This window comes from Streptomyces sp. NPDC088785 (assembly GCF_044750685.1).
In the GTDB taxonomy this organism is placed as follows: Bacteria; Actinomycetota; Actinomycetes; order Streptomycetales; family Streptomycetaceae; genus Streptomyces.
This window is the reverse complement of sequence record NZ_JBIVKH010000020.1, coordinates 1-25,921: the sequence shown is the minus strand read 5'-3', so window position 1 is coordinate 25,921 and position 25,921 is coordinate 1. Positions and strand designations below refer to the sequence as shown.

General features: G+C 73.5%; 20 protein-coding genes. 12 read left to right on the top strand and 8 right to left on the bottom strand.

Annotated elements, in window-relative coordinates:
- The first annotated feature begins 162 nt into the window (after window positions 1–162).
- Genes ureA through ACIP5K_RS33730 form a run of 4 tightly spaced genes read left to right on the top strand, consistent with a single transcriptional unit; the run spans window position 163 to window position 4,232 of the window.
- Window positions 163–861, top strand: coding sequence for an urease subunit gamma (gene ureA, locus ACIP5K_RS33745; protein WP_401415863.1), 699 nt, complete (start codon window positions 163–165; stop codon window positions 859–861).
- Complete coding sequence (locus ACIP5K_RS33740; protein ID WP_401415861.1) at window positions 858–2,570, top strand: urease subunit alpha; 1,713 nt, start codon at window positions 858–860, stop codon at window positions 2,568–2,570. Before ureA ends, ACIP5K_RS33740 begins: the two co-directional genes overlap by 4 nt.
- Window positions 2,571–2,578: 8 nt before the next feature.
- On the top strand, window positions 2,579–3,604 hold the full coding sequence (locus ACIP5K_RS33735; RefSeq protein ID WP_401415859.1) for an agmatine/peptidylarginine deiminase: 1,026 nt from the start codon (window positions 2,579–2,581) through the stop codon (window positions 3,602–3,604).
- Between the two features lie 7 nt (window positions 3,605–3,611).
- The gene (locus tag ACIP5K_RS33730; RefSeq protein ID WP_401415857.1) at window positions 3,612–4,232 is read left to right on the top strand and encodes a TetR/AcrR family transcriptional regulator; all 621 of its coding nucleotides are present in this window, start codon (window positions 3,612–3,614) and stop codon (window positions 4,230–4,232) included.
- Here ACIP5K_RS33730 and ACIP5K_RS33725 read toward each other — a convergent pair.
- Genes ACIP5K_RS33725 through ACIP5K_RS33715 form a run of 3 tightly spaced genes read right to left on the bottom strand, consistent with a single transcriptional unit; the run spans window position 4,216 to window position 6,487 of the window.
- Complete coding sequence (locus tag ACIP5K_RS33725) at window positions 4,216–5,076, bottom strand: biotin-dependent carboxyltransferase family protein (RefSeq protein WP_401415854.1); 861 nt, start codon at window positions 5,074–5,076, stop codon at window positions 4,216–4,218. The genes ACIP5K_RS33730 and ACIP5K_RS33725 overlap by 17 nt on opposite strands.
- Window positions 5,073–5,711, bottom strand: a complete 639-nt coding sequence (locus ACIP5K_RS33720) for an allophanate hydrolase subunit 1 (RefSeq protein ID WP_401416053.1) — start codon at window positions 5,709–5,711, stop codon at window positions 5,073–5,075. The genes ACIP5K_RS33725 and ACIP5K_RS33720 overlap by 4 nt, the downstream gene beginning before the upstream one ends.
- A gap of 23 nt (window positions 5,712–5,734) precedes the next feature.
- Window positions 5,735–6,487 (bottom strand): LamB/YcsF family protein, encoded by a 753-nt coding sequence (locus ACIP5K_RS33715; RefSeq protein WP_401416051.1) that lies wholly within the window; start codon window positions 6,485–6,487, stop codon window positions 5,735–5,737.
- A 151-nt stretch (window positions 6,488–6,638) separates the two neighbouring features.
- On the opposite strand from ACIP5K_RS33715, the gene ACIP5K_RS33710 reads away from it, so the two are divergent.
- Window positions 6,639–7,952, top strand: a complete 1,314-nt coding sequence (locus ACIP5K_RS33710) for an MFS transporter (RefSeq protein ID WP_401415852.1) — start codon at window positions 6,639–6,641, stop codon at window positions 7,950–7,952.
- Between the two features lie 298 nt (window positions 7,953–8,250).
- Window positions 8,251–9,906 carry a citramalate synthase gene (cimA, locus tag ACIP5K_RS33705; protein WP_401415851.1) on the top strand — a complete coding sequence of 552 codons (1,656 nt, stop codon included), beginning with the start codon at window positions 8,251–8,253 and terminating at the stop codon, window positions 9,904–9,906.
- 46 nt (window positions 9,907–9,952) lie between these two features.
- Here the strand turns inward: cimA and ACIP5K_RS33700 are convergent, their stop codons facing one another.
- Entirely contained in the window at window positions 9,953–11,866 is a 1,914-nt protein-coding gene (locus ACIP5K_RS33700; protein WP_401416048.1) for a ricin-type beta-trefoil lectin domain protein, read from the bottom strand.
- Window positions 11,867–12,037: 171 nt separating this feature from the next.
- Between ACIP5K_RS33700 and ACIP5K_RS33695 the strand changes: the two genes are divergently transcribed.
- Complete coding sequence (locus tag ACIP5K_RS33695; RefSeq protein WP_401415848.1) at window positions 12,038–13,369, top strand: hypothetical protein; 1,332 nt, start codon at window positions 12,038–12,040, stop codon at window positions 13,367–13,369.
- A gap of 9 nt (window positions 13,370–13,378) precedes the next feature.
- On the opposite strand, the gene ACIP5K_RS33690 is transcribed toward ACIP5K_RS33695, so the two are convergent.
- Window positions 13,379–14,734, bottom strand: coding sequence for an oxidoreductase (locus ACIP5K_RS33690; RefSeq protein ID WP_401415846.1), 1,356 nt, complete (start codon window positions 14,732–14,734; stop codon window positions 13,379–13,381).
- A gap of 206 nt (window positions 14,735–14,940) precedes the next feature.
- On the opposite strand from ACIP5K_RS33690, the gene ACIP5K_RS33685 reads away from it, so the two are divergent.
- Window positions 14,941–15,483 (top strand): GNAT family N-acetyltransferase, encoded by a 543-nt coding sequence (locus ACIP5K_RS33685; protein ID WP_401415844.1) that lies wholly within the window; start codon window positions 14,941–14,943, stop codon window positions 15,481–15,483.
- A 35-nt stretch (window positions 15,484–15,518) separates the two neighbouring features.
- Here ACIP5K_RS33685 and ACIP5K_RS33680 read toward each other — a convergent pair whose 3' ends face one another.
- Together ACIP5K_RS33680 and ACIP5K_RS33675 are read right to left on the bottom strand one after the other, a co-directional pair.
- On the bottom strand, window positions 15,519–17,201 hold the full coding sequence (locus tag ACIP5K_RS33680; RefSeq protein ID WP_401415842.1) for a cytochrome bc complex cytochrome b subunit: 1,683 nt from the start codon (window positions 17,199–17,201) through the stop codon (window positions 15,519–15,521).
- Window positions 17,202–17,391: 190 nt separating this feature from the next.
- Window positions 17,392–18,009: a YceI family protein gene (locus ACIP5K_RS33675; protein WP_401415840.1), complete on the bottom strand. Its 618-nt coding sequence runs from the start codon at window positions 18,007–18,009 to the stop codon at window positions 17,392–17,394.
- A gap of 216 nt (window positions 18,010–18,225) precedes the next feature.
- On the opposite strand from ACIP5K_RS33675, the gene ACIP5K_RS33670 reads away from it, so the two are divergent.
- Window positions 18,226–19,431 (top strand): hypothetical protein, encoded by a 1,206-nt coding sequence (locus ACIP5K_RS33670; protein WP_401415837.1) that lies wholly within the window; start codon window positions 18,226–18,228, stop codon window positions 19,429–19,431.
- A 44-nt stretch (window positions 19,432–19,475) separates the two neighbouring features.
- On the opposite strand, the gene ACIP5K_RS33665 is transcribed toward ACIP5K_RS33670, so the two are convergent.
- The gene (locus ACIP5K_RS33665; protein WP_401415834.1) at window positions 19,476–19,898 is read right to left on the bottom strand and encodes a MarR family winged helix-turn-helix transcriptional regulator; all 423 of its coding nucleotides are present in this window, start codon (window positions 19,896–19,898) and stop codon (window positions 19,476–19,478) included.
- A 287-nt stretch (window positions 19,899–20,185) separates the two neighbouring features.
- On the opposite strand from ACIP5K_RS33665, the gene eno reads away from it, so the two are divergent.
- The 3 genes from eno to ACIP5K_RS33650 form a co-directional block, all read left to right on the top strand.
- On the top strand, window positions 20,186–21,439 hold the full coding sequence (gene eno, locus ACIP5K_RS33660) for a phosphopyruvate hydratase (RefSeq protein ID WP_401415832.1): 1,254 nt from the start codon (window positions 20,186–20,188) through the stop codon (window positions 21,437–21,439).
- Window positions 21,440–21,575: 136 nt separating this feature from the next.
- Window positions 21,576–25,406: an endo-alpha-N-acetylgalactosaminidase family protein gene (locus tag ACIP5K_RS33655; protein ID WP_401415830.1), complete on the top strand. Its 3,831-nt coding sequence runs from the start codon at window positions 21,576–21,578 to the stop codon at window positions 25,404–25,406.
- A gap of 169 nt (window positions 25,407–25,575) precedes the next feature.
- The coding region (locus tag ACIP5K_RS33650) for a carboxyl transferase domain-containing protein (RefSeq protein ID WP_401415828.1) at window positions 25,576–25,921 on the top strand (346 nt) is incomplete at its 3' end.

Genomic DNA, 25,921 nt, shown 5'->3' with positions numbered 1-25,921 from the left:
GCCGGCGGGGGCCCGCGCCACGGCGTCCGGCGGCCCGCACGCTCACTTAGAGCGTCGCTCAATGTGTCGAAGGTCCAGCGTGTCAAGCCTCGCTTCCGGGCCGCGCAGACTTCGTTTAGAGTGGCGTTCAAACCGCTGTGAGACTCTGGGAGACGTGAGCGCGTGCGACTGACCCCCACCGAGCGCGACCGGCTGCTGCTCTTCGGGGCCGCCGAGCTGGCCCGCTCCCGCAAGGCCCGCGGCCTGCGGCTCAATGTGCCCGAGGCGACCGCGCTGATCGCGGACACCGTCTGCGAGGCGGCCCGCGACGGGAAGCGGCTGGCCGAGGCGATCGAGGCGGCCCGGTCCGTGCTCGGGCCCGACGACGTGCTGCCGGGCGTCGCCGACGTCGTCACCGAGGTGCACGTCGAGGCCGTCTTCGACGACGGCTCGCGGCTCGCGATCGTGAGCGGCCCGATCGCGGGCGACGGGCTCGGCGACGCGGCCCCCGGCGCCCTGCTGCCGGGCCCCGAGCACCGCGACCCGGAGCCGGAGCTGACGCTGACCGTCACCAACACGGCGCCCGTCCCCGTCTCCGTGACCTCCCACTTCCACTTCTTCGAGGCGAACCCGCGCCTCGACTTCGACCGCGGGCGGGCGTACGGCATGCGGCTCGCGGTGCCCGCCGGCTCGTCCGTGCGGTTCGGGCCCGGCGAGTCCGCCGACGTCCCCCTCCTGCCGATCGGCGGCGCGCGCGTCGCCATCGGCTTCGCCGGCCTCGTGGACGGGCCGCTCGACGCGCCCGGCGCCCGCGAGGAGGCGCTGCGCCGCGCCGCCGCGTGCGGCTACCTCGGAGTCGACACAGAGGAGGCGGGCCGATGAGCCGCCCCGGAGGCCACCCCGCCGAAGCCCGCAGGCTGACCCCGCACGAGTACGCGGCCACGCACGGCCCGCGCGCCGGGGACCGGATCCGCCTCGGCGACTCCGGGCTGACGATCCGCGTCGAGTCGGACGCGCAGGCGTACGGCGACGAGTTCCTGGCCGGATTCGGCAAGACCGCCCGCGACGGACTGCACCTGAAGGCCGCCGCCGTCCGCGAGACCTGCGACGTGGTCATCTCGAACGTCGTCGTGATCGACGCCGCGCTCGGCATCCGCAAGGTCTCCATCGGCATCCGCGAGGGCCGGATCCACGCCGTCGGCCGGGCCGGCAACCCGGACACCCTCGACGGCGTCGACGTCGTCGTCGGCACGGGCACGTCGATCGTGTCGGGCGAGGGGCTGATCGCCACCGCCGGAGCCGTCGACACCCACGTCCACCTGCTCTCCCCGCGCATCATGGAGGCCTCCCTCGCCTCCGGCGTGACCACGGTCATCGGGCAGGAGTTCGGCCCGGTCTGGGGGGTCGGCGTCAACTCGCCGTGGGCGCTCCGGCACGCCTTCTCCGCCTTCGACGCCTGGCCCGTCAACATCGGCTTCCTGGGCCGGGGCTCGTCCTCGCACGACGCCCCGCTGATCGAGGCGCTGGCCGAGGGCGGCGCCTGCGGGTTCAAGGTGCACGAGGACATGGGCGCGCACACCCGCGCGCTCGACACCGCGCTGCGCGTCGCCGAGGACCACGACGTGCAGGTCGCCCTGCACAGCGACGGCCTGAACGAGTGCCTGTCGGTCGAGGACACCCTCAAGGTCCTCGAAGGCCGGACCATCCACGCCTTCCACATCGAGGGCTGCGGCGGCGGCCACGTGCCGAACGTGCTGAAGATGGCGGGCGTGCCGAACGTCATCGGCTCCTCCACCAACCCCACCCTGCCCTTCGGCCGGGACGCCGTCGCCGAGCACTACGGCATGATCGTCTCCGTCCACGACCTCAAGCCCGACCTGCCCGGCGACGCCGCCATGGCCCGCGACCGGATCCGCGCCGGGACGATGGGCGCCGAGGACGTCCTGCACGACCTCGGCGCCATCGGCATCACCTCGTCCGACGCGCAGGGCATGGGCCGGGCGGGCGAGACCGTGCGCCGCACCTTCGCGATGGCCGGGAAGATGAAGGCCGAGCTGGGCGACCCGGGCGTCGGCCACGACAACGACCGCGTCCTGCGCTACATCGCCAAGCTCACCCTCAACCCCGCCGTCGCCCACGGCCTCTCCCACGAGATCGGCTCCATCGAGCCCGGCAAGATGGCCGACATCGTGCTGTGGCGCCCGGAGTACTTCGGCGCGAAGCCGCAGCTCGTGCTGAAGTCCGGCTTCCCCGCGTACGGCGTCGTCGGCGACCCCAACGCGGCCACCGACACCTGCGAACCCCTCGTCCTCGGCCCGCAGTTCGGGGCGCACGGCGCGACCGCCGCCGAACTCTCCGTCGCCTTCGTCGCGCGCGCCGCCCTCGACGACGGCCACGACACCATGCCCACCCGCAGGCGCCGGGTCGCCGTGCGCGGCACGCGCGGCATCGGCCCCGCCGACCTGGCGTTCAACTCCCGCACCGGGGACGTGGACGTGGACCAGCGCACCGGCCTGGTCACCCTCGACGGCGAACCGCTGCGCTCCGAACCGGCCGACTCCGTCCCCCTCAACCGTCTCTACTTCCTCTGAGGTTCCCCATGACCCATGTGATGCCGCCCGAGTGGGCCCCGCACGAGCGGACCTGGATGGCGTGGCCGGGCCCCAACCCGACCTTCGCGAGCGCGCGGGAACTGGCCGACGCGCGCGCCGCCTGGGCCCGCGTGGCGCACGCCGTGCGCCGTCACGAGCCGGTCACCATGGTCGTCGGCACCGGACAGCTCGACTCCGCGCGCGAGCTGCTCGGCCCGACGGTCGAGCTGGTCGAGCACGACCTGGACGACGCCTGGATGCGCGACATCGGGCCGACCTTCGTGAAGCACCCCGGCACCGGTGAACTGGCCGCCGTGGACTGGACGTTCAACGGCTGGGGCGCCCAGGCGTGGGCCCGCTGGGAGCACGACGCCGAGATCGCCCGGCACGTCGCCGGCCTCGCCGGGGTGCCCGCACACTCCTCGGCCCTGGTGAACGAGGGCGGCGGCCTGCACGTCGACGGCGCGGGCACCGTGCTGCTCACCGAGACCGTGCAGCTCGACCCGGACCGCAACCCCGGCCTGACCCGGGCGGACGTCGAGGCCGAGATCCACGCCCGGCTCGGCACCACCAAGGCCCTCTGGCTGCCGCGTGGACTCACCGCCGACTACGGCGAGTTCGGCACCCGCGGGCACGTCGACATCGTGGCGGCCTTCGCGGCGCCCGGCGTCGTCCTCGTCCACTCCCAGGAGGACCCCGCCCACCCGGACTTCGAGGTCGGCCGGGAGATCATCGGCGTACTGTCCGGGCAGACGGACGCGCAGGGCCGCCCGCTGGAGATCGTCGAGGTCCCGGCCCCGACCGTCCTCGCCGACGACGACGGCTGGGTCGACTACTCGTACATCAACCACTACCTGTGCAACGACGGCGTGATCCTGTGCGGCTTCGACGACCCGAACGACGAGCGGGCCGCCGCGATCTTCCGCCGGCTGTTCCCGTCCCGTACGGTCACCCTGGTCGACGCCCGCACGATCTTCGCGGCCGGGGGCGGCATCCACTGCATCACCCAGCAGCAGCCCGTCACGGGGATCTGAGGACCGCATGAGCGCAGCGCAGCGCCGGCACACCCCCGCGCCGCCCCGCGAGGACGTGCTCGCCGCGACCATGGTGATGATCGCGGAGAGCGGCCTGGAGAAGCTCACCCTGGCCGCGCTCGGCCGCGCGGTCGGCATGAGCAGCGGGCACCTCGCGTACCACTTCGGGTCCAAGGACGAACTGCTGCTGCGCACCCTGGAGTGGAGCGAGGGGCGGCTCGGCGCGCGGCGCCGCGCGCTGCTGGCCGGTGACGGCAGCGCGCGGGAGCGCGTCGACGGCTACGTGGACCTCTACGTGCCGGGCGGCTACCGCGACCCGCACTGGTCGCTGTGGCTCGAGGTGTGGAACCGGTCCCAGCGCGCCGCCGCCGACACCTCCGCCCGCGCCCGGCAGGCCGCCATCGAGGGCGCCTGGCACCGCGATCTGGTGGCACTGCTCGCCGAGGGGATGTCGCGCGGCGAGTTCCGCGCGGTGGACCCCGACCGGTTCGGGGCCCGCCTGCGCGCCCTGCTCGACGGGTTCTCGATCCAGGTGGTGGTGGGTCTGCGCGGCGCCGACCGCGACCGGGTCCTCTCCCACGTACGGGAGTTCCTGGACGAGGGGCTCGCGGTCACCGGCCCGGCGTGAAGCGCACCGGGGTGCCCGGCGCGGCCTGGGCCGCCGCGGCGAGGGCGGCGGGGCGCACCACGGCGATCACCGGATAGCCGCCGGTCGTCGGGTGGTCGTGGAGGAAGACCACCGGCCGCCCGTCCGGCGGGACCTGCACCGCGCCCAGCACCATGCCCTCGCTGGGCAGTTCGCCCTCCGCGGCCCGTTCCAGGGCCGGGCCCTCGGTGCGCAGGCCGATCCGGTTGCTGTGCACCGACACGGTGAACCCGCCCGTCAGGAGCGTGCGGACGCCCTTCGCCGTGAACCAGTCCGCGCGCGGCCCGAGCCGCACCGGCAGGACGAGCGCGGCGGGCGGGGCCGGCCACGGCGCCGCCGCCGGCAGTGCGGGCCCGGGGTGCGCCCGGCCCACCGGGAGCACCGTCCCGTCGGTGAGCGGGGCCGGGCCCAGTCCCGACAGGAGGTCGGTGGCCCGGCTGCCGAGGACCGGGGCGACGGCGACGCCCCCGGCCACGGCCAGATAGGAGCGCAGGCCCGCGCTCGGCGGCCCCGCGTCGAGCACGGCCCCGGCCGGCACCCGCACCGGCGCGCCCCACGGCGCCGGGCGGCCGTCGACGGTGACCGGGCAGGGCGCGCCGCCGACCACGATCGTCACCGGCCGGTCGGGGCGCACCGCGCAGCCGGTCAGCGTCGTCTCCAGGACGGCCGCGCCCGGCGGGTTGCCGGCCAGCCGGTTGGCCAGCTCCCTCGCGGGGGCGTCGAGCGCGCCGCTGCGCGGGACCCCCAGGTGGGCGTGGCCGGGCCGGCCGGCGTCCTGGACCGTGGTGAGGGCGCCCGCGCGGACCACCGTCAGCGCGCCGCTCATCCCGCGGACCCGCCCCGGGGCAGCGGCCGGTACCGGACGTGGGTTCCGGGCGACAGCAGCGCCGCCCCCTCCCGGGCCGGATCCCACAGCGGCGCCGGATCGGGCATCCGGCCGATGAGCTGCCAGCCGCCGGGCGTCGCCCTCGGGTACACCGCCGAGTACGGCCCGGCGAGCGCCACCGCGCCGGCCGGCACCCGGGTGCGCGGGGTCGCGCGGCGCGGCACGTGCAACTCCTCGGGCAGCCCGGTGAGATAGCCGAAGCCCGGGGCGAATCCGCAGAACGCGACGCGGTAGGTGTACGCGGAGTGCCGGGCGGCGACCTCGTCCTCGGCGACGCCCCACAGCGCGGCGACGTCGGCCAGGTCGGGGCCGTCGTAGACCACGGGGATCGTCACGACGTCGCCGCCGCCGGGCGGGGCCGACGGCACCCGCCACCCGGTCAGCAGGCGGGCCAGGTGCTCGGGGTCGGCGATCCCGTCGAGCAGCACGGTGCGCGCGCCGGGCACGATCTCCGCGACCAGCGGCAGGACGCCCGCCGCGCGGCGCCGCAGCAGCTCGGCGTGCAGGGCCCCGGCGCGCTCGCCGTCCGCCACCTCGACGAGCAGCGCGTGCCGCCCGGCCCGCCGCACCCGCATCCCGCCGGACCCGCCCGCCGCGCTCACGCGAACGCACCCACCGCGACCCCGGCGTCCTCCAGGGCCGCGCGCACCCGGGCCGCGGTCCTGGCGGCGCCCGGGGTGTCGCCGTGCACGCACAGCGAACGGGCGGCGACCGCGATCCGGCCGCCGTCCGCGGCCTCGACCCCGCCGTCCACCGCGAAGCCGACCGCGCGGCGCACCACGGCGTCCGGGTCCTCGACCACGGCGCCGGGCTCGCGGCGCGGGACGAGGGTGCCCGCGCGGGTGTAGGCCCGGTCGGCGAAGGCCTCGCGGACCGGCGTCAGTCCGGCCTCCCGGGCGGCGGCCAGCAGGTGCGACCCGGGCAGGCCGAGCACGGGCAGCCCGCCGCCGGCCAGCAGCACGCCCGCGACGACGGCGCGGGCCTGCTCGGCGTCGGCGACGGTCCGGTTGTAGAGCGCGCCGTGCGGCTTCACGTACGAGACCGTGGAACCGGCCGCCTCCGCGAACACCCGCAACGCGCCGATCTGGTACGCCACTTCGGCCGCCAGCTCGTCCGGCGGCACGTCCATGGCGCGCCGCCCGAACCCGGCGAGGTCGCGGTACGAGACCTGCGCGCCGATCCGCACCCCGCGCGCGGCCGCGAGCGCGCAGACCCGCCGCATCACGCTCGGGTCGCCCGCGTGGAAGCCGCAGGCGACGTTGGCACTGGTGACGACGGAGAGGAGCGCCTCGTCATCGGTGAGGGCCCAGCGGCCGAAGCCTTCGCCGAGGTCCGCGTTGAGGTCCATCAGATCCGGGATCACCTCCTCAACGTAGGCGATTGTTGAACGATTCCACAAGAGTGCGAGGCCGCACCCGTGAACACAAAGACCACAAGTACGCGAGATCGTTGCCCGGGGCGGTCTTGTCACGGCTCGGAAAGATCGCCCAGGGTGGCCCGTCATGGGACGAGAGCAATGGAAGAAGATCCTGGTCGGATCCGCCGGGAACATGGTCGAGTGGTTCGACTGGTTCGTGTACGCGAGCTTCGCCACCTACTTCGCGGGAGCCTTCTTCCCCGACGGCAACCCGACCGCCCAGCTGATGAACACGGCCGGCATCTTCGCCGTCGGCTTCTTCATGCGCCCCGTCGGCGGCTGGCTGCTCGGCCGGGTCGGCGACCGCAAGGGCCGCAAGGCGGCGCTGACCCTCACGGTCACCCTCATGTCGGCGTCGGCCGTGCTCATCGCGATCGCGCCGACCTACGCCGTCGCCGGATACGGCGGCGCCGTCGTCCTGCTCGTCGCGCGCCTGCTCCAGGGACTGTCGGTCGGCGGCGAGTACGCGGCCAGCGCCACCTACCTCACCGAGGCCTCCGCCCCCGAGCGGCGCGGCTTCGCCTCCAGCTTCCAGTACGTGTCGATGACCGCGGGCCAGATCGTCGGGCTCGGCCTGCTCATCGTCCTCCAGCGCACGATGAGCGACGACGCGCTGCACGGCTGGGGCTGGCGCATCCCCTTCGTCGTCGGCGCGCTCGGCGCCGCGATCATCTTCTGGCTGCGCCGCTCGATGCTGGAGACCGAGGTCTACGCGGAGTCGGCCGACGCGGACGCGAGCGTCGGCGGCGACGACAAGGGCACGCTCAGGGCGCTGTGGGCGCACCGGCGTGAGGCGTTCCTCGTCGTCGCGCTCACCATGGGCGGCACCGTGGCGTACTACACGTACACGACGTACCTCACCAAGTACCTGTCCAACTCCGCCGGGCTGAGCAAGCAGACCGCCACCCTCGTCTCCTTCTGCGCGCTCGTCGTCTTCGCCTGCCTCCAGCCGCTCGCCGGGGCCCTCTCCGACCGCGTCGGACGCCGCCCCCTGCTCATCACCTTCGCCGTCGGCTCCACCTTCCTGACCGTCCCGATCATGACGCTGCTCCAGCACGCGGGCTCGTTCTGGCCGGCCCTCGGGCTCGCGCTGCTCGCCCTGGTCGTCGTCACCGGCTACACCTCCATCAACGCCTGCGTGAAGGCGGAGCTGTTCCCGACCGGCATCCGCGCCCTCGGGGTCGCCCTGCCGTACGCCCTCGCCAACGCGCTGTTCGGCGGCACCGCCGAGTACGTCGCCCTGTGGTTCAAGAACGCCGGCGCCGAATCGGGCTACTTCTGGTACGTCGCCGGCTGCGCGGCCGTGTCGCTGGTCGTCTACCTGGCGATGCGCGAGACCCGCGACATCGACCTGAGCCGGGTCCGGCGGGCCGAGGCCGTGCGGGAACAGGCCGCCTGACCGCATCGTGAGACCACGGCCCGGGCGGATCCCGGGCTGTGGCAGACTGCGGCCGTGCTCTCGTCCGCCACGATTATTGGCAGCAGGCGCGCCGGTCCGCAGTGACCGCCTCGTACGACCCGGTACGGGCGGACACCGTCGTCCTCGACCCGCGCGCAGACCTCTCGCACCCGCGAGGGGTTTTTCTGTTTCTCGGCCCACCCGAAGCCGGGAGGAGAGCGCGGGGGATCATAGATGGACGGTGGAACCGGTCATTCCGGTACGACGACCGAGATTTCCCAACAGGAGCCAGACAGCCATGAGCAGCAGCCCGAGCGAACGCACCGGCGAACTCGACGCTTCACACGACGCCGGGGACGCCCACGCCGTCTCCGACGCCTTCCACGTCTTCGACACCACGCTGCGCGACGGGGCGCAGCGCGAGGGGATCAGCCTCACCGTCGCGGACAAGCTGACCATCGCCCGGCACCTGGACGACTTCGGCGTGGGCTTCATCGAGGGCGGCTGGCCGGGCGCCAACCCCCGCGACACCGAGTTCTTCGCCCGCGCGCGAGAAGAGATCGACTTCCGGCACGCCCAGCTGGTCGCCTTCGGCGCCACCCGCCGGGCCGGCGCGAAGGCCGCGGAGGATCCCCAGGTCAAGGCGCTGCTCGACTCGGGCGCCCCGGTCATCACCCTGGTCGCCAAGTCCCACGACCGGCACGTCGAACTGGCCCTGCGCACCACGCTCGACGAGAACCTGGAGATGGTCCGCGACACCGTCTCCCACCTCGTCGCCCAGGGCCGCCGCGTCTTCGTCGACTGCGAGCACTTCTTCGACGGCTACCGCGCCAACCCCGGGTACGCCAAGGCCGTCGTCCGCGCCGCGCACGAGGCCGGCGCCTCGGTCGTCGTGCTCTGCGACACCAACGGCGGGATGCTGCCCGCCCAGGTCCAGGCGATCACGCACACCGTCCTGGACGACACCGGCGCCCGGCTCGGCATCCACGCCCAGGACGACACCGGCTGCGCCGTCGCCAACACCCTCGCCGCCGTCGACGCCGGCGCCACCCACGTGCAGTGCACGGCCAATGGCTACGGCGAGCGCGTCGGCAACTCCAACCTCTTCCCGGTCGTGGCCGCCCTGGAGCTGAAGTACGGCAAGAAGGTGCTGCCCGACGGCGCGCTGCGCGAGATGACCCGGATCTCGCACGCCATCGCCGAGGTCGTGAACCTGACCCCGTCCACGCACCAGCCCTACGTCGGCGTCTCGGCCTTCGCCCACAAGGCGGGCCTGCACGCCTCCGCCATCAAGGTCGACCCGGACCTCTACCAGCACATCGACCCCGAGCTGGTCGGCAACCGCATCCGGATGCTGGTCTCCGACATGGCGGGCCGCGCCTCCATCGAGCTGAAGGGCAAGGAGCTCGGCGTCGACCTCGGCGGCGACCGCGAGCTGGTCGGCCGGGTCGTCGAGCGGGTCAAGGAGCGCGAACTCCAGGGCTACACGTACGAGGCCGCCGACGCCTCCTTCGAACTGCTGCTGCGCGAGGAGGCCGAGGGCCGGGCGCGGCGCTACTTCCGCGTCGAGTCCTGGCGGGCCATCGTCGAGGACCTCCCCGACGGCACGCACGCCAACGAGGCGACCGTGAAGCTCTGGGCGAAGGGCGAGCGCATCGTCGCCACCGCCGAGGGCAACGGCCCGGTCCACGCCCTGGACCGGGCGCTGCGCGTCGGCCTGGAGCGGATCTACCCGCAGCTCGCCGAGCTGGAACTGGTCGACTACAAGGTCCGCATCCTGGAGGGCAAGCACGGCACGTCCTCCACGACCCGGGTGCTGATCTCCACGACCGACGGCACCGGCCAGTGGGCCACGGTGGGCGTCGCCGAGAACGTCATCGCCGCGTCGTGGGGCGCCCTGGAGGACGCGTACACGTTCGGCCTGCTGCGGGCCGGGGTCGAGCCGGTCGAGTAGCGCGGACGGGGTCCGGGGCGGCGCCCCGGACCCCTGTCGCGGCCGGCTAGGACAGGGCCCACTTCTGGTTGGCGGCCCCCGTGCACGTCCAGAGCTGCGTGGCCACCCCGTCCGCCGACGAGTTCCCGGTCACGTCGAGGCACTTGTCCGCCGCGGCGTTCACCAGGTCGCCGGACGGTTCGAGCCGCCACTGCTGGGCGCCCGTCCCGTTGCAGTCGTAGAGCTGGACCTTCGCGCCGTTCGCCGTCGAACCCGAGGCCACGTCGAGGCACTTGCCCCGCGCCCGGACCGTCCCGTCCGCCTGCACGGTCCACGTCTGGTTCTGCGATCCGGCGACACAGGTCCAGATCTGGGCGGCCGTCCCGTTGGCCGTCGAGCCGTCCTTCACGTCGAGGCACTTGCCGCCCAGGCCCTTCAGGGCGCCCGTCCGGTCGCCGCCGCCGCCCGACTGGGTGCCGTTCCAGGTGAACGTCGCCGAGGTCTTGCCCGGCAGGGAGTAAGTGACGTGCTGGCCGCCCCAGTTGATGGTGACGTCCTTCGCGCCGGCGGCGTCGTTGTAGGCGATCAGCGCCTTCGACCCGTCGGTGTTGCGCCAGGCGACGTTCGGCACCGCGGACGACGCGGTCGAGGCGATCCGCGAGGCTCCCGGCCGGACGAACTTCGTCAGGTGGCCCATCGTGTAGTACTCGATGTTGTAGTCGACCCTGCCGCTGCTCGCGTCGCCGTTGTGGACGGTGATCAGCCCGTCGCAGGTCCCGCAGCCGCCGTTGTGCGGGCCCCGGTTCTGGTCCACGGCCAGCGACCACTTCGTCACCGACTTCGCCCAGTTGCGGGTGTAGTCGATGATGTTCATCATGTCCTCGCGCTGCTGGTTCGCGATCCAGGTGCCGCCGGAGTGCTCGGTCTGGAAGGCGTCCAGGGACGGGTACTTGTTGTGGATCTCGGTCTGCTTGGCGACGTCGCCGCCGTAGCCGTGCCAGGCGATGCCGCCGAAGTTCGGGTGGCTGCGCACCGCCGCGTCGTCCACGGTCGGGGCGGCGTACGCGTCGTAGGTGTCCCAGTTCCAGTCGTGCGCCAGCACCTTGGTCCGCACGCCCGCGGCGGCCAGCTTCGGCAGCAGCTCGCTCTTGGTGAAGTAGGCGAGCCCGGAGCCGTTCCAGCTCATCGAGGGGTAGCCCGAGCAGCAGGTCGGCTCGTTCTGCGCGGTGACGTAGTCGATGGGCACCCCGGCCGCCTGGTAGCCCTGGATGTACTTCACGAAGTACGAGGCGTACGCGCCGTAGTCCTCGGCCTTCAGCCAGCCGCCGTTGAGCTGCCCGCTGTCCTTCATCCAGGCCGGCGCGGTCCAGGGGGACGCCATCACGGTCGCGGCCGGGTTGAGCTGCTTGGCCTGCTTGGTCAGCGGCAGCACGTCGGCCTGGTCGTGGGCGAGGGAGAACTTCGCCAGCGTGGGGTCGCTCTGCCCGGCGGCGACGTCGTCGTACGTGTAGCCGGTGCGGGCGAGGTCCGAGCCGCCCATGGGGTTGCGGATGAAGGAGAGCCCGATGCCGTCCGTCGGCGAGAACAGCTTCTTCATCGTCGCGTCCCGGGTGGCCTGCGACAGGGCGCCGCTGCTGTTCATCAGCCACGCGGCGGTGTCGGTGAAGGACGCGCCGCCGCCGGTGAACGTCTGGTATCGGGTGTTCTCGTCGACGGAGAGCACGGTGCCGGCCGAGCCGGTGCCCGCCTGGAACGCCGTCGGCGCCTGCTGCGCGAGACCGCGCGTGACGTGCCGGCCGCCGCCGTCGTCGGTGGTGGTCAGCCAGACGGCGACCGGCTCACCGGCCGCCTGGGCCGGGCCGGTGGACGCCCCGAGGAGCCCGGCCGCGGTGAGGGCCCCGGCCAGCAGCACCCGGGCCGTCCGGCCCGCGCCCGCCGGTCGCCCGGCCCTCCTCGAACGTTCCGATCGTGCCGATCTCAGTGATCGCGTGGGGGTGTGCACGATGCCTCCTGTGTCCCGTGAAGCTCAACAGTCCACTTTCATGGCTTAGTTCAAGACGTGAGTTAAAGGGCGTTCCATGCGCACGTCAAGACTTCACGTCGCGAATGCTCCGACCCGCCATTCACACCCCGGCTGGGTTAGCGTCGGTGTATGAGGCCCTCACCGGCAGCCCTCGCCGCGCTCCTGCTCGCGCTCGGCGCCCCGGTGGCGATGGCGCCCGGCGCCGCCGCCGCCACGGACGTCTCCGCGGTCGCGGACGCCCTGGAGAAGAACCCCGTCTATGTCGATCCGGCCGTCCGCACGTCGCTGACCTCGGCCGATGTCGCCTCCCTCACCAAGAGGATCAAGGACGCGGACAAGCCGGTGATGGTCGCGGTGCTGCCCGCGGACTTCCCCCGCAACGACCTGTTCACCGACCTGCGCACCAAGACGGGCGTGGTCGGCGTCTACGGCGTCCGGCTCGGCGACGCCTTCGACGCGCGCGCCGACCGGGCGGTGATGTCCGCCGCGGCCGTTCACAACCTGACCACGAGCGTCCGGGGCGAGCCCACCGGGCGGCAGCTCGACGACTTCGTCACCGCCGCCGTACGGACCGCCAGGGGCTCGGCGCCGTCCTCCTGGGGCGCGCGCGACGACTCCGGCGGCGCCCCGGTCGGCGCGCTCGTGGGCCTCGGCGCCGTCGTGGTCGTCGGCGGCGCGGGCGCCTACGCCCTCACCCGCCGCAACCGGCGCCGGCGCGAGGCGGAGCAGCGGGCCGCCCTGGACCGGCTCCGGGTCGTCGTCGACGAGGACATCACGGCCTTCGGCGAGGAGCTGGACCGGCTCGACTTCCACCCGGCCGAGGCGGGCGCCGACGACTCGATGCGGGCGGACTACGAGCGCGCGCTCGACGCCTACGAGAAGGCCAAGCAGGACATGGCCGCGGCCCGGCGCCCCGAGGACGTGCGCGCGGTGACCGGCGCGATCGAGGACGGCCGCTTCTCGCTCGCCCTGCTGGCCGCCCGCCGCGAGGGCCGCCCGCTGCCCGAGCGCCGGGCCCCCTGCTTCTTCGACCCGCGCCACGGCCCCTCGGCCGAGGACGCCTCCTGGGCGCCGCCCGGGGGCGCGCCGCGCGAGGTGCCGGTGTGCGCGGCGGACGCGGCCCGGCTGCGCGACGGCGCCGAGCCGCTGGTGCGCACCGTGGACACGGGCGCGGGGGAGCGGCGCCCGTACTACGACGCCGGCCCGGCGTACGGACCGTGGGCGGGCGGCTACTTCGGCGGCGGCCTGCTGCCCGGGCTGCTGTTCGGCACGGTCCTCGGCTCGATGATGGCGAGCCCCGCCTACGCGGCGGACTACGGCTCCGGCTACGGCGACTTCGGCGGCCCCGAGGGCGGCGACGTCACCGGCGCCGACTTCGACGGCGCGGACTTCGGCGACTTCGGCGGGGGCGGCGACTTCGGCGGCGGCGGGGGCGGCGGCGACTTCGGCGGCGGCTTCTGAGCGCAGGCCCTAGCCGCGGCTCAGCGTGCGGGTCACGCCGGCCACCACCGCCGTGGTCAGCACCCAGCCCACGACGACGAGCGCGTACGCCAGCGTCTGCGGCCCGGTGCCGTCCCAGTGCCAGGCGTCGCGCTGCCCGAACCCGCCGATCGGCACGAGCAGGTCGAGGGTGTAGACGAGCGCGTGGAACGGCGGCCCCTCGCCCGGCTTGTTCGGCACCGGCCGGTGCGTGGCGAAGACCCCGCACCCCACGGCCGTGAGCAGGGCCAGCCAGAGCCCGGCGAGCCAGGGCCGGTAGCCGTAGCCGACCGTCGCGTCGAGGAGGTACCCCCACAGCCGGCTCGCCGCGCCCAGGGTCGCGCGGCGGCGCCGCTGGCGGTGCAGCAGGACCCGGCGCGCCTCGTCGTCGTGGCCCAGCCTGCGGTAGTTGAGGCCCAGTTGCTCGTACGGCTGCGGGCAGTACCCCTCGTCGCGGCGCAGCCAGGCCAGCCGGTTGGCCACGTCGTCCCGGCGCCGGGGCGCGGTGGTCTCCAGCCAGTCGTACGTCAGCCCGTCCAGGCCGAGCGAGGGGGGCCAGGTCCGCGGGGCGTCCTGGATGCGGGTGAAGTGGGCGTTGCGGAGGTTCACCCGGCCGCGCGGGGCGACCGCGAAGCGCAGGTCGAGCGCCTCGGCCCGGGCGCCCACGCACATCAGCGTGCGGTCGGGGCCGAGGAGCTCGGCGCCGTTGAAGGTCAGCAGGTCCTCGATCCGGGCGCCGCGCAGCCGCACCCGCCCGTCGGCGCGGAAGCCCTGCGACAGGCGGAGCGTGGAGGCGGTCAGATTGTCCCCGTCGAACGCGATCCGGTCCGGCTCCCCGACGGTGATCAGCGCCCCGCGCATCCACAGCCCGCCCGGCAGCTGCGCGCCGGGGAAGCCGACCAGCCCCTCGGAGACGAAGCCGCCCTCGCAGAACACCCCGCCCCGCATCACCAGGCCGCCCGCCTCCAGCGCCACGCCCCCCGGGCGCACCAGCCGCGCCCCGTCGAGCCGCAGCCCGCCGCCGATGTGGGCGTGCACGAGGTCCAGCGCGCCGTCGATCGTCGTGCCGCGCAGATCGACCCGCCCGCCGAACCGGGCCGTCGGCGCCCGCAGGCCGGGCAGCCGGCTCCGGGTGATCGTCAGCGCGGGCACGGACGCCGCCTCCAGACCGACGGGCCCCTCGAACTCGCACTCCTCGAACCGGACGAGCGCCTTGATCTCGGTGCCGTCGAGGGCCAGCGGGCCGGTGATCCTGGCCCGCTCGATCCGGACCGTGCCCGTGGCCTCCAGCAGCCGGTCCCGCAGCACGTCCGGGTCAAGCCGCATGACGGCCGGCGGTGCGCTCACTGCTCCCGGTGCTCCCTGTGCGTCCGGTGCGTCCGGTGGTCTCGGCGCCGGGGCGCTGTCCTGCCGCGGTGTCCATGGGTCTCCTGGCGGTCGGTCCGGCCGGTGGGCGATCGCGCGCCGCCCATCCTTCCAGGCGGCCCGCCGGGCGGTGGTCCGTCCGGGAAATCGGATGGTCGGGGTCCGGCCCGGTCGGGTAGGAAGTCCCCATGCTCAGGGGCGAGAGGATCGGGCTCAGGGCCCGGCACGAGGACGACATCCCGGTCCTGGAGGCGGGGCTGTACGCCGACGTGGCCACTACGGCGCGGGCCGACAGCTCCCCGTGGCGTCCGCTCACGCCGGGCTCGCCGGAGAGCCGGTTCCGGGTGGCCGACGAGGACCGCGACCACCTGGCGTTCTCCGTGGTGGAGCTGGCCGGCGGCGCCCTCGTCGGCGGCGCCACCCTGTGGGGCGTCGACCTGCACCACCGCTGCGCGCACATCGGCCTCGGCCTGCTCCCGGCCGCCCGCGGCAAGGGCTACGCGACGGACGTCGTCGGGGCGCTGTGCCACTACGCGTTCGTCGTGCGCGGCCTGCACCGGCTACAGATCGAGACCCTCGCGGACAACACCCCGATGATCCGCTGCGCCGAGCGCAACGGCTTCGTCCGCGAGGGCGTCCTGCGCTCCGCGGCCTGGGTGATGGGCGCCTTCCACGACGACGTCGTCCTGGGGCTCCTCGCCGGGGAGTGGCACCCGCCGCCCCGGCCGTGACGGCCCGGGGCGGCCGCGCCGCGCACGGCGGGCGCTCAGGGCCGCAGTGACGGCCGCCGGGTCTCGTCGCCCTCCGGTGCGGATGTCCCGGCGGGTGCGGACGTCCCGGCCGGTGCGGGCGGTGCGGGCGGTGCGGGCAGTTCGGGCCGGCCGGCCTTCGGTATCTGGGAGCCCGTCCCGTACATCCAGCGCGACAGCGCCACCCGCAGGCGCTGCCCGGGCGGCACCCGGCGGCGTACGCCGTGGGCGTCGGTGTCCGGGGGCGCCTCCAGGGCGGCGGGCTGCTCGTGCTGGGTGAGTCGGAAGGACTCGGCGCGGTCCAGCGGCTCGTGGATCTCCACGAACTCGCCGTGCGGCAGCCGCTTGATGCGGCCCGTCTCCCGGCCGTGCAGCACCTTGTCGCGGTCGCGGCGTTGCAGGCCGAGGCAGATCCGCCGGGTCACGACGAAGGCGAGGACCGGACCGGCGAACAGCGCGACCCGCGCGGTCCAGGTGATGGCGTTCACGGAGAGGTGGAAGTGGGTGGCCCACAGGTCGTTGCCGCCGGCCGCCATCGCGACCAGGAACCCGGTCAGCCAGGCCACGCCGAGCCCGGTGCGCACCGGGCGGTTGCGCGGCCGGTCCAGCAGATGGTGCTCGCGCCGGTCGCCCGTGATCCACGCCTCCACGAACGGATAGACCCCGATGAGGACGAGCCACAGCGGGAACGCCAGGAACGGCACGAGGATGCCGAGCGCGAGGGTGTGCCCGCCGATCACGATCTCCCAGCCGGGCATCACGCGCACCAGCCCCTCGGCGAACCCCAGGTACCAGTCGGGCTGGGCGCCCGTCGACACCTGGTCCGGGCGGTAGGGCCCGTACACCCAGACCGGGTTGACGGTCGCGACGGCGGCGACGGCCGCCACCACGCCGAACACCAGGAAGAAGAAGCCGCCCGCCTTGGCCGCGTAGACCGGGAAGAAGGGCTGGCCCACCACGTTCTCCTCGGTCTTGCCCGGGCCGGGGAACTGAGTGTGCTTGTGGTAGAAGACCAGGATCAGGTGGGTGACCACGAGCGCCGCCATGATGCCCGGCAGCAGCAGCACATGGAGCGAGTAGAAGCGGGCGACGATGTCGTGGCCGGGGAACTCGCCGCCGAACAGGAAGAACGACAGGTACGTGCCGACGACCGGGACGGCCAGGGTCATCCCCTCGATGAGCCGCATGCCGGCGCCGGAGAGCAGGTCGTCGGGGAGCGAGTACCCCATCAGCCCCTCGAACAGGGCGAGGAACAGCAGCAGCCAGCCGAACAGCCAGTTCAGCTCGCGCGGCTTGCGGAACGACCCGGTGAAGAAGTGCCGCATCATGTGCACGAACATCGCGGCGATGAAGATCAGCGCGGCCCAGTGGTGGATCTGCCGGATCAGCAGCCCGCCGCGCACGTCGAAGCTGATGTCGAGCGTCGAGGAGTACGCCTCGGACATCCGCACACCGCTCAGCGGCAGGTAACTGCCGTGGTACTCCACCTCGTTCATCGACGGATGGAAGAACAGCGTCAGGTAGACGCCGGTCAGGATCAGGATGACGAAGGTGTAGAGGCAGATCTCGCCCAGCAGGAACGACCAGTGGTCGGGGAAGACCTTGCGCAGATATTTGCGGCCGAGACCGTAGATCCCGAGCCGTCCGTCGGCCCAGTCCGCGACCCGCTCGCCCGCGGCCGCGTCCGTGCTCCCGCTCATCGTGAACCTCCCATGGGTGCTCACGAGAACGACGGGACGGCCGCCCCGTTCGTGACACGGGGACGGCCGTCTGTGGGGCACGTCACAGACGGCCGTCCGCGCGCGTCACACCCGAAGGGGTCCTCCGGAACGGCGAGTTGGCGGCCACGTCCGGCGTGGCCGCCTCAACTCACCGCACGGTCAGGGGTGTTCAGGCGCTCTTGATGGCGGAGATGTCGAAGTTGAGCTTGATCTTGTCGGAGATGAGGACGCCGCCGGTCTCCAGCGCCGCGTTCCACGTGAGGCCCCAGTCCGAGCGCAGGATCTCGGCCTTGCCCTCGAAGCCGACGCGCTCGTTGCCGAACGGGTCCTTCGCCGAGCCGTTGAACTCCAGGTCGATGGAGAGCGGCTTGGTGGTGCCGAGGATCGTCAGGTCGCCGGTGATGCGGTAGTCGTCGCCGCCCAGCGACTCGGCGGCCGTCGAGCGGAACGTCATCGTCGGGAACTCGTCGATCTTGAAGAAGTCGGCGCTCTTCAGGTGGCCGTCGCGGTCGGCGCTGCCGGTGTCGATGCTGGCCATCTGCACGTCGAAGCTCGCGCTGGACTTGGCCGGGTCCGAGCCGTCGAGGTGCAGCTCGCCGGTGAAGTCGGTGAAGCTGCCCTTCACGTTCGTCACCATCGCGTGCCGGGCGACGAAACCGAGCGTGGTGTGCGCCGGGTCGACGGTGTAGTCACCGGTGACGGCGCTCAGGTCCGCACCGGCCGGGGCGGTGGCGGCGGCGGTGCCGGTCGGTTCGGTGGTCTCGTTCTTGCGGCCGAAGATGCCCATGACGTGCTCCTTGGGGACGGGCGGCACGGGGTGCCGACGTGATGTTGAAGGTTTAACTATCAACTGGGGACGACTCTAGCGCGACGATGTTCAACTTTCAACATCAAACGCCGTGTGTCGCTTCCATGACGCACAGGCAGGAGACGGGTAGGAAAGTCCCGGTCACTCCATGTGTATCCATGTATCTCCATTGTGCGAGAAAGGTCGGGGTTGCGCGTGCTGCGGACGGGCGAGGCGACGGAAGTCCGGGACGGGCTCCAGGGCAGGCCCTTCCCTGCCGCACGGTGGCGCGCCGGGAAGCCCCCGGGCGTGCTGCGCGCCCTCACCCTCTTCGCGGCGGTCCGTGCCGTCGGCGTGGCGCTGGTGGTCCTCACCGATCTGCACGGCGGACGCCCGGCGGCCCGGACGCTCACCCATGCCTGGGACGCCGTCTGGTATCTGCACATCGCCGGACACGGCTATGGCACCCGCGAGTATCTCTCCTCCTTCGGGACCGTGCAGACGGATTACGCGTTCTTTCCCCTCTTTCCGTTGCTGACCCGCGGGGCGGACGCCGTCCTGCCGGGCGGCACCGGCGCCGCCGCGCTCCTCGTCGCCTGGGCCGCCGCGCTCGCCGCGGCCTGGGGCGTCTACGCCGTCGGCCACCGCCTGTACGGCACGGCGACGGCCACCTTCCTCGTCGTCCTGTGGGCGCTGCTGCCGCAGGCGGTCGTCCTGGGCCTCGCCTACAGCGAGTCGCTGTTCGCGGCGCTCGCCGCCTGGGCCCTGTACGCGCTGGTCCGCAGGAACTGGTGGCTCGCCGGCGCCCTGTCCGTCCTCGCCGGTCTGACCCGGCCCACCGGGCTCGCCGTCGCCGCGGCCGTCGTCGTCACCGCCGGACGGGAGATCGTCCGGCGCCGCGGGCGCGGGCGCGGTCCCTGGGCCGCCGTGCTGCTCGCCCCCGCCGGCTGGCTCGGCTACGTGCTGTGGGTCGGGGCGCGCACCGGGGACCTGCTGCACGGCTACTTCACGGTGCAGGACGCCTGGCGCTCGGGGCTCGACCTCGGCGTGGGGTCGGCACGGTTCCTGCGGGTGCTGTTCCTGTACGGCGGCAAGGTCGTCTACCCGGTGTCCGCGCTGCTCGTCGCCACCGCCGTGGTCCTGTTCTGCCTGCTGTGCCTGGAGCGCTCGCCGCGCACCGCCCTGCCGCTGCTCGTCTTCAGCGGGGTCCTGGTCCTGATGGTGCTGGTGCTCGGCGGACCCTTCGCCTCCAAGCCCCGGTTCCTGCTGCCCGCGTTCCCGCTGCTCGTCCCGGTCGCCCGGACCATGGCGCGCGGCTGGCCCCGCGGCCGGGCCCGGGTCCTGGTGGTGGCGGGGGCGCTGGCCTGCGCGGCGCTGCCCTACGGGGTGTGGGTGGCGGCGGTGGTCAGGACGCCGCTGTGAGAGGGGGCGCGGTCCGCTCGCCGGATCATCGACGACAAGGGGGGTCAGCGCCCGGCGAGACGCTCCATCAGGGCCGCTCCGCGCGACAGCAACTCCCGCTCCTCGGCGGTGAGTTCGGCCTCGATCGCCTGCGCGAGCCAGCCCGCCCGGCGACCGCGCTCCGCGTCCAGCGCGGCGTGCCCCGCGTCGGTCAGCTCCACCAGTGACTTGCGCCCGTCGGTGGGGTGCGCGCGCCGGGTGACGAGACCCTGCTCGGTGAGGAGTCCGACGGCACGCGCCATCGACTGCGGCCTGACCCGCTGATCGGCGGCGAGATCGCTGGTGGTCATGGCGCCGTCGCGGTCCAGTACGCCGAGCACCGCGACCTGCCCGTGCGGAATCAGGTCCTCGTGCTTCACGCGCCGGGTGAGCCGGCCCATCGCGGTACGCAGATCGGCGGCGACGGCGGCGGGGTCCGGGGCAGGCATGACCGCACTTTACCCGGCGGTCTTCCGGCGCGGCCCGCCCACGCCGCGCCCCTGACCGGCGTATCCGCGCGACTGGCAGCGGTCTGAGCAGCGGTCTGAGCGGCGGTCTGAGCGGCGGTCTGAGCGGCGGACTGAGCAGCGGTCTGAGCGGCGGACTGAACAGCAGAACTGAACAGCTCATCTGTACAGCAGAACTGAACAGCAAGGCTGTATAGTTCCTTCCGTCGCGGCACGCGCCACCGTCGTCGCAGCAGAGCCGCGGCACGCAGCAACGGGAAGGACCTCCCATGCCCGACATCGTCTCCGTCACCGCCCTCGCCGTCCTGGACAGCCGCGGCAACCCCACCGTCGAGGCCGACGTCACCCTGGCCGACGGATCGCACGGCCGCGCGATCGTCCCCTCCGGCGCCTCCACCGGCGCCCGCGAGGCCGTGGAGCTGCGCGACGGCGACCCCGGGCGCTGGCACGGCAAGGGCGTCGACCGCGCGGTGGCCCACGTCGAGGGCGAGATCGCCCGGACCGTCACCGGCCGCGACGCCGACGACCAGGCGGGCCTGGACGCCGCCCTGATCGCGCTCGACGGCACCCCCGACAAGTCCCGGCTCGGCGCCAACGCACTGCTGGGCGTCTCCCTCGCCGTCGCCAGGGCGGCCGCCGCCGCCCACCGGCTGCCGCTCTACCGCCACCTCGGCGGCGCCGCCGCCCACCGGCTGCCGCTGCCGATGATGAACATCGTCAACGGCGGCGCCCACGCCGACAATCCGCTGGACTTCCAGGAGTTCATGATCGCGCCGATCGGCGCGCCGACCTTCGCCGAGGCCGTCCGGATGGGCTCCGAGGTCTTCCACACCCTGCGCCGCGACCTGCTCGCCGCCGGACACGCCACGGGCGTCGGCGACGAGGGCGGCTTCGCCCCCGCGCTGCGCACCGCCGAGGAGGCGCTCGACTTCGTCATGGCGGCGATCGAGCGCACCGGGTACCGGCCCGGCACGGACCTCGGCCTGATCATGGACCCGGCGTCGTCGGAGTTCCACCGCGACGGCGTCTACGCCTACCGGGGCGAGGGCGTCGACCGCAGCACCGCCGAGCAGGTCGACTACCTGGTCCGGCTGATCGACGCGTATCCGATCCTCTCCATCGAGGACCCGATGGCGCAGGACGACCTCGACGGCTGGCGCGAGCTGACCGCCCGCGTCGGCGACCGCTGCCAGCTCACCGGCGACGACGTGTTCTGCACCGACCCCGGGCTGCTGCGCGAGGGCATCCGCACCGGGGTCGGCAACGCGGTGCTGGTCAAGGTCAATCAGATCGGCACGCTGACGGAGGCGCTGGAGACGGTGGACATCGCCCACCGGGCGGGCTGGAAGGCCGTGATGTCCCACCGCTCCGGCGAGACCGAGGACACGACCATCGCCGACCTGGCGGTGGCGACCGGCTGCGGCCAGATCAAGACCGGCTCCCTCTCCCGCTCGGACCGCACCGCCAAGTACAACCGCCTGCTGCGCATCGAACGCGAACTGGGCGCCGCCGCCACCTACTGACCCCGGCCGGGGCCGGGCGGCGCGCACCGGCGGCTTGGACCAACTTGGACTAACGGGGTCGGACAGTTGGACTCTCAACTCCGTCAGCGAGGACACCCGTTGACCCGGACGGCCCGGCGCCGATACCCAGAACGGCATGTCCCCAAGATCCCGGGCCCCCTACGCCCTGGCCGTCGCGGCCGTCCTAGGAGCCACCCTCACCCCGGTGGCGAGCGCCGCCCCGCGGCCGGACGGCGATCCGGTGATCGCCTCCGGCCTGCTGGCCGTCACCGTCGCCGCCGACTTCCCCCGCGTGCTGTCCTACGAGAACCGGGCCGACGGCGCCCGCCTCCTCGGCAGCACCCGGCCCGTCACCGAGATCACCCTCAACGGCAAGCCCTACGCCACCGAGGCCACGGCCGCGCCCGAGGTCACCGGGTCCACGGCCGCGTACACGCTCGCCTTCCCCGACCTGCCCGGCGTGCGCATCGACGCCACGCTCGCGGTCAGCGGCCGCACGACGACCTTCCGGATCACGGCCGTCCGTGACACCGCCGCCTTCCGCGTCGGGACCATCGACATCCCGGGGCAGGACCTCGTCTCCGTCGGCAGCGCGGACGGCGGCGCCCGGACCGCGTTCACCCGGCTCGACCCGGACTCCACCCGCACCGCGGACGTCTTCGGCGAGGTCGGCGCCGGCACCCCGGCCGAGACCTCCGCGACGGGCGCCTCCTACGCCCTCGTCAACACCGGCCGGCTGGCCGCCGCCGTCGAGTCCAACTCCGCGTACGACAAGCCGAGCGGCGCCACCGGCGGCGACGGCGCCCGGTTCTGGCACCAGGCCCGCAAGGACGCCGACGGCGGCACCCGGGTCGGCGTCTGGTCCGGGCAGTGGACCTACCGGGGCGCCGGTTCCCCGACCCACGCCACCGGCAACGACCTGCCCTGGGCGAAGGTCGTCGTCACCCCCGACGCCAACGGCGACCACACCGTCGACTGGCAGGACGGCGCCGTCGCCTTCCGCTCCATCGGCATCGAGGCGCAGGGCGCCGCGGACACCCCCGACCGGGTCGTCACCCACATCCCGTTCAACTTCGCCAGCCAGGCCCAGCACCCCTTCCTGCGCACCCTCGACGACGTGAAGCGGATCTCGCTCGCCACCGACGACCTCGGCCAGTTCGCCCTGCTCAAGGGGTACGCGTCCGAGGGCCACGACTCCGCCCACCCCGACTACGGCGGCAACTACAACAAGCGGGCCGGCGGCCTGAAGGACCTCAACAAGCTGCTCGCGGCGGGCAAGAAGTACGGCGCCGAGTTCGGCGTCCACGTCAACGCCACCGAGGCGTACCCCGTCGCCGAGCACTTCACGGACGACCTGGTCGACCCCGGGTCCCCGGGCTGGAACTGGCTCGACCAGAGCTACTCCATCGACCAGCGCCGCGACCTCGCCAGCGGCGACCTCGCCGCCCGCTTCAAGCAGCTGCGCGAGGAGACCGGCAAGAACCTCACCACGGTCTACGTCGACGTGTACTCCACGCACGGCTGGATCGCCGAACAGACCGCGAAGGCCATCAACGGACAGGGCTGGAACCTGGCCACCGAGTGGGCCGACAAGTTCGAACGGCAGTCCCTGTGGTCGCACTGGGCCAACGACCTGGACTACGGCGGCGCCACCGACAAGGGCCTCAACTCGAAGATCATCCGGTTCATCCGCAACAGCGAGAAGGACGTCTGGAACGACGACCCCGTCCTCGGCCAGAGCGCCCTCGTCGACTTCGAGGGCTGGACCGGCGAGAACGACTGGAACGACTTCTACGCCAACGTCTGGCAGCGCGACCTGCCCGCCAAGTACCTCCAGCACCAGAAGATCACCCGCTGGGAGGGCAACGACATCACCTTCACCGGCGGGCTGCGCGGCACCGTCGAGGACGGCCGGCGCACCTTCTACGACCACGGCCGCAAGGTCCTCGACGGGGACCGCTACCTGCTCCCGTGGACCACCGCGGACGGAACCGGGAAGCTCTACCACTACAGCGAGCGGGGCGGCACCAGCAGCTGGGCCGTGCCCCGCGGCGCGTACACCGTCTACCGGCTCACCGACAACGGACGGGTGCGCACCGGAACCGTGCGCACCGGCGCCGACGGCAAGGTCACTCTCCGGGCCGCGCCCGGACAGCCCTACGTCCTCTACCCGGCCGGCGGCACCCCGCGCGCCGCCGACCCCGCCTGGGGCGAGGGCACCGGACTCACCGACCCCGGCTTCAACGACGCCCGGCTCACCGGCTGGGACACCACCGGCACCGTCGCCCGCGACACCGACGCCGACGGCCGCAACAGCGCGGCCCTGAGCGGCCGGGGCGCCGCCTCCGTCGCCCAGCGGCTCACCGGACTCGCGCCCGGCAAGCGCTACACCGCGTCCGCCTGGACCGAGATCGCGCCCGGCGCCACCCGCCGCACGACCCTGAGCGCGGGCGGCGCCCGTACCGGCATCGACCGGTCCACGCTGCCCGACACCATGGCCGCCAGCGACTGGCACGGCACGAACATGCAGCGCATGAAGGTCAACTTCACCGCGGACCGGCACGGAACGGCGACCCTGCGCGTCGCGACGGCCGCCGACACCGGCGCGGCGAAGGTCCGCGTCGACGACGTACGCGTCGTGCGCAACGCCCCCGCCACCGCGCCCGGCACCGTCGTGCACGAGGACTTCGAGGACGTCGACCAGGGCTGGGGCCCGTTCGACAAGGGCGACGCGGGCGGCGTCACCGACCCGCGCACCCACATCGCGCAGCAGCACGCGCCCTACACCCGGGCCGGCTGGAACGGCAAGCTCGTCGACGACGTCATCGGCGGCGGCGAGTCCCTGAAGTCCCACGAGGAGAACGACGGCGTCGTCTACCGCACCTCGCCCGCGTCCGTGCCGATGCGGGACGGACACGCCTACCGCGTCGACTTCGCCTACCAGTCCAGCCACGCCGATGCCTACCAGTGGATCAGCGGCTACGACCGCGGCGCGGGCGACGCCGTGCGGACCGCCGCCGAACCGATCGGGCGGCAGCGCACCACCGGCCGCTTCACCACCACCGTCACGGCCGGCTGCGGCACCACCTGGACCGGTCTGCGCAAGCTGCCCGGCGCCCCGGACGGCGCCGACTTCGTCCTCGACGACTTCACCGTGACCGACCTCGGCCCGGCGCAGGAACCGGCCGCCTGCGCCGCCCTCGCCCTCGACGCCGGACCGAGCCTGGAGCCAGGCCGCCCCCACAAGGTCGAGGCCACCTTCACCAACGACGAGCGGGAGCCGGTGCGCGACGCCACCGTCACCCTCGCCGTCCCCGACGGCTGGCGGGCCGAACCCGCGGGACCCGTCGCCCTCGACACCGTCGCCCCGGGCGCGAAGGCGACGGCCGCCTTCCAGGTGACCCCGCCCGTCGACGCCCCCTACCGCTCCTACGAGCTGACCGCGAAGGCGGCCTACACCGTCGCGGGCGCCGCCCGCACCCGCGCCGCGGCCACCACCGCCCGCACCCTCCCGCCGCCGCCCACCACGGACGCGTACGCGAGCGACCTGGACTGGACCTCGGCCGACAACGGCTGGGGCCCGGTCGAGAGGGACCGGTCCGTCGGCGAGCAGGGGGAGGGCGACGGCACCCCGCTGAAGATCGGCGGCACCGCCTACGCCAAGGGCCTCGGCACCCACGCGCCCGCCACGATCCGCTACTACCTCGGCGGGCGGTGCACCTCCTTCACGGCCGAGGTCGGCGTCGACGACGTGCAGACCACCCGCGGAAGTGTGCGATTCTCGGTGGCGGCCGACGGCACCGAGAAGGTGGCGTCACCCGTCCTCAAGGCCACCGACACCCCCTGGTCGCTCAAGGCCGACCTCACCGGAGCGCGCTACGTCGACCTGGTCGTCTCCGACGGCGGCGACGGCAATGGGAACGACCACGCGGACTGGGGGGACGCCCGGTTCCACTGCGGTGTGTGACCGGGCTCTCACCCACCCTCTTTGTGTGACCCCTACAAGCCGATGGGCCTCTGAGCAGTAACTTCGGCTGCATCAGGACCCGGTTCTGTTCGGGGGTACCAGGAAAACGGGCCGGAGACTGTACAGAGTCGACGGCCCGTTTTCTTGGTCGGCTTCGTAAGGTCGCTACATGACCGTTTTGGACGACACCGCCTCGAACCCCGGGGACGAGCCCACCGACGCCCGCGGACGCACGGCCGAGCTGCACGCGATCCGCGCACAGGCCCTGACCGGCCCCAGCGACCGGGCGACCGAGGCCCAGCACAAGAAGGGCAAGCTCACCGCGCGTGAGCGGATCGGGCTGCTGCTGGACGAGGGGTCGTTCAACGAGGTCGAGCAGCTGCGCCGGCACCGGGCGGTGGGCTTCGGGCTGGAGGCCAAGAAGCCGTACACCGACGGTGTGGTCACCGGGTGGGGCACGGTGGAGGGCCGTACGGTCTTCGTCTACGCGCACGATTTCCGGATCTTCGGCGGTG

What these genes read in the sequence shown, in the direction of transcription:
- ACIP5K_RS33740 (WP_401415861.1), top strand. Translation starts at nt 858, where the DNA reads ATGAGCCGCCCCGGAGGCCACCCCGCCGAAGCCCGCAGGCTGACCCCG.
- ACIP5K_RS33735 (WP_401415859.1), top strand. Translation starts at nt 2,579, where the DNA reads ATGACCCATGTGATGCCGCCCGAGTGGGCCCCGCACGAGCGGACCTGG.
- ACIP5K_RS33730 (WP_401415857.1), top strand. Translation starts at nt 3,612, where the DNA reads ATGAGCGCAGCGCAGCGCCGGCACACCCCCGCGCCGCCCCGCGAGGAC.
- ACIP5K_RS33725 (WP_401415854.1), bottom strand. Translation starts at nt 5,076, where the DNA reads ATGAGCGGCGCGCTGACGGTGGTCCGCGCGGGCGCCCTCACCACGGTC.
- ACIP5K_RS33720 (WP_401416053.1), bottom strand. Translation starts at nt 5,711, where the DNA reads ATGCGGGTGCGGCGGGCCGGGCGGCACGCGCTGCTCGTCGAGGTGGCG.
- ACIP5K_RS33710 (WP_401415852.1), top strand. Translation starts at nt 6,639, where the DNA reads ATGGGACGAGAGCAATGGAAGAAGATCCTGGTCGGATCCGCCGGGAAC.
- cimA (WP_401415851.1), top strand. Translation starts at nt 8,251, where the DNA reads ATGAGCAGCAGCCCGAGCGAACGCACCGGCGAACTCGACGCTTCACAC.
- ACIP5K_RS33695 (WP_401415848.1), top strand. Translation starts at nt 12,038, where the DNA reads ATGAGGCCCTCACCGGCAGCCCTCGCCGCGCTCCTGCTCGCGCTCGGC.
- ACIP5K_RS33685 (WP_401415844.1), top strand. Translation starts at nt 14,941, where the DNA reads ATGCTCAGGGGCGAGAGGATCGGGCTCAGGGCCCGGCACGAGGACGAC.
- ACIP5K_RS33680 (WP_401415842.1), bottom strand. Translation starts at nt 17,201, where the DNA reads ATGAGCGGGAGCACGGACGCGGCCGCGGGCGAGCGGGTCGCGGACTGG.
- ACIP5K_RS33675 (WP_401415840.1), bottom strand. Translation starts at nt 18,009, where the DNA reads ATGGGCATCTTCGGCCGCAAGAACGAGACCACCGAACCGACCGGCACC.
- ACIP5K_RS33665 (WP_401415834.1), bottom strand. Translation starts at nt 19,898, where the DNA reads ATGCCTGCCCCGGACCCCGCCGCCGTCGCCGCCGATCTGCGTACCGCG.
- eno (WP_401415832.1), top strand. Translation starts at nt 20,186, where the DNA reads ATGCCCGACATCGTCTCCGTCACCGCCCTCGCCGTCCTGGACAGCCGC.
- ACIP5K_RS33655 (WP_401415830.1), top strand. Translation starts at nt 21,576, where the DNA reads ATGTCCCCAAGATCCCGGGCCCCCTACGCCCTGGCCGTCGCGGCCGTC.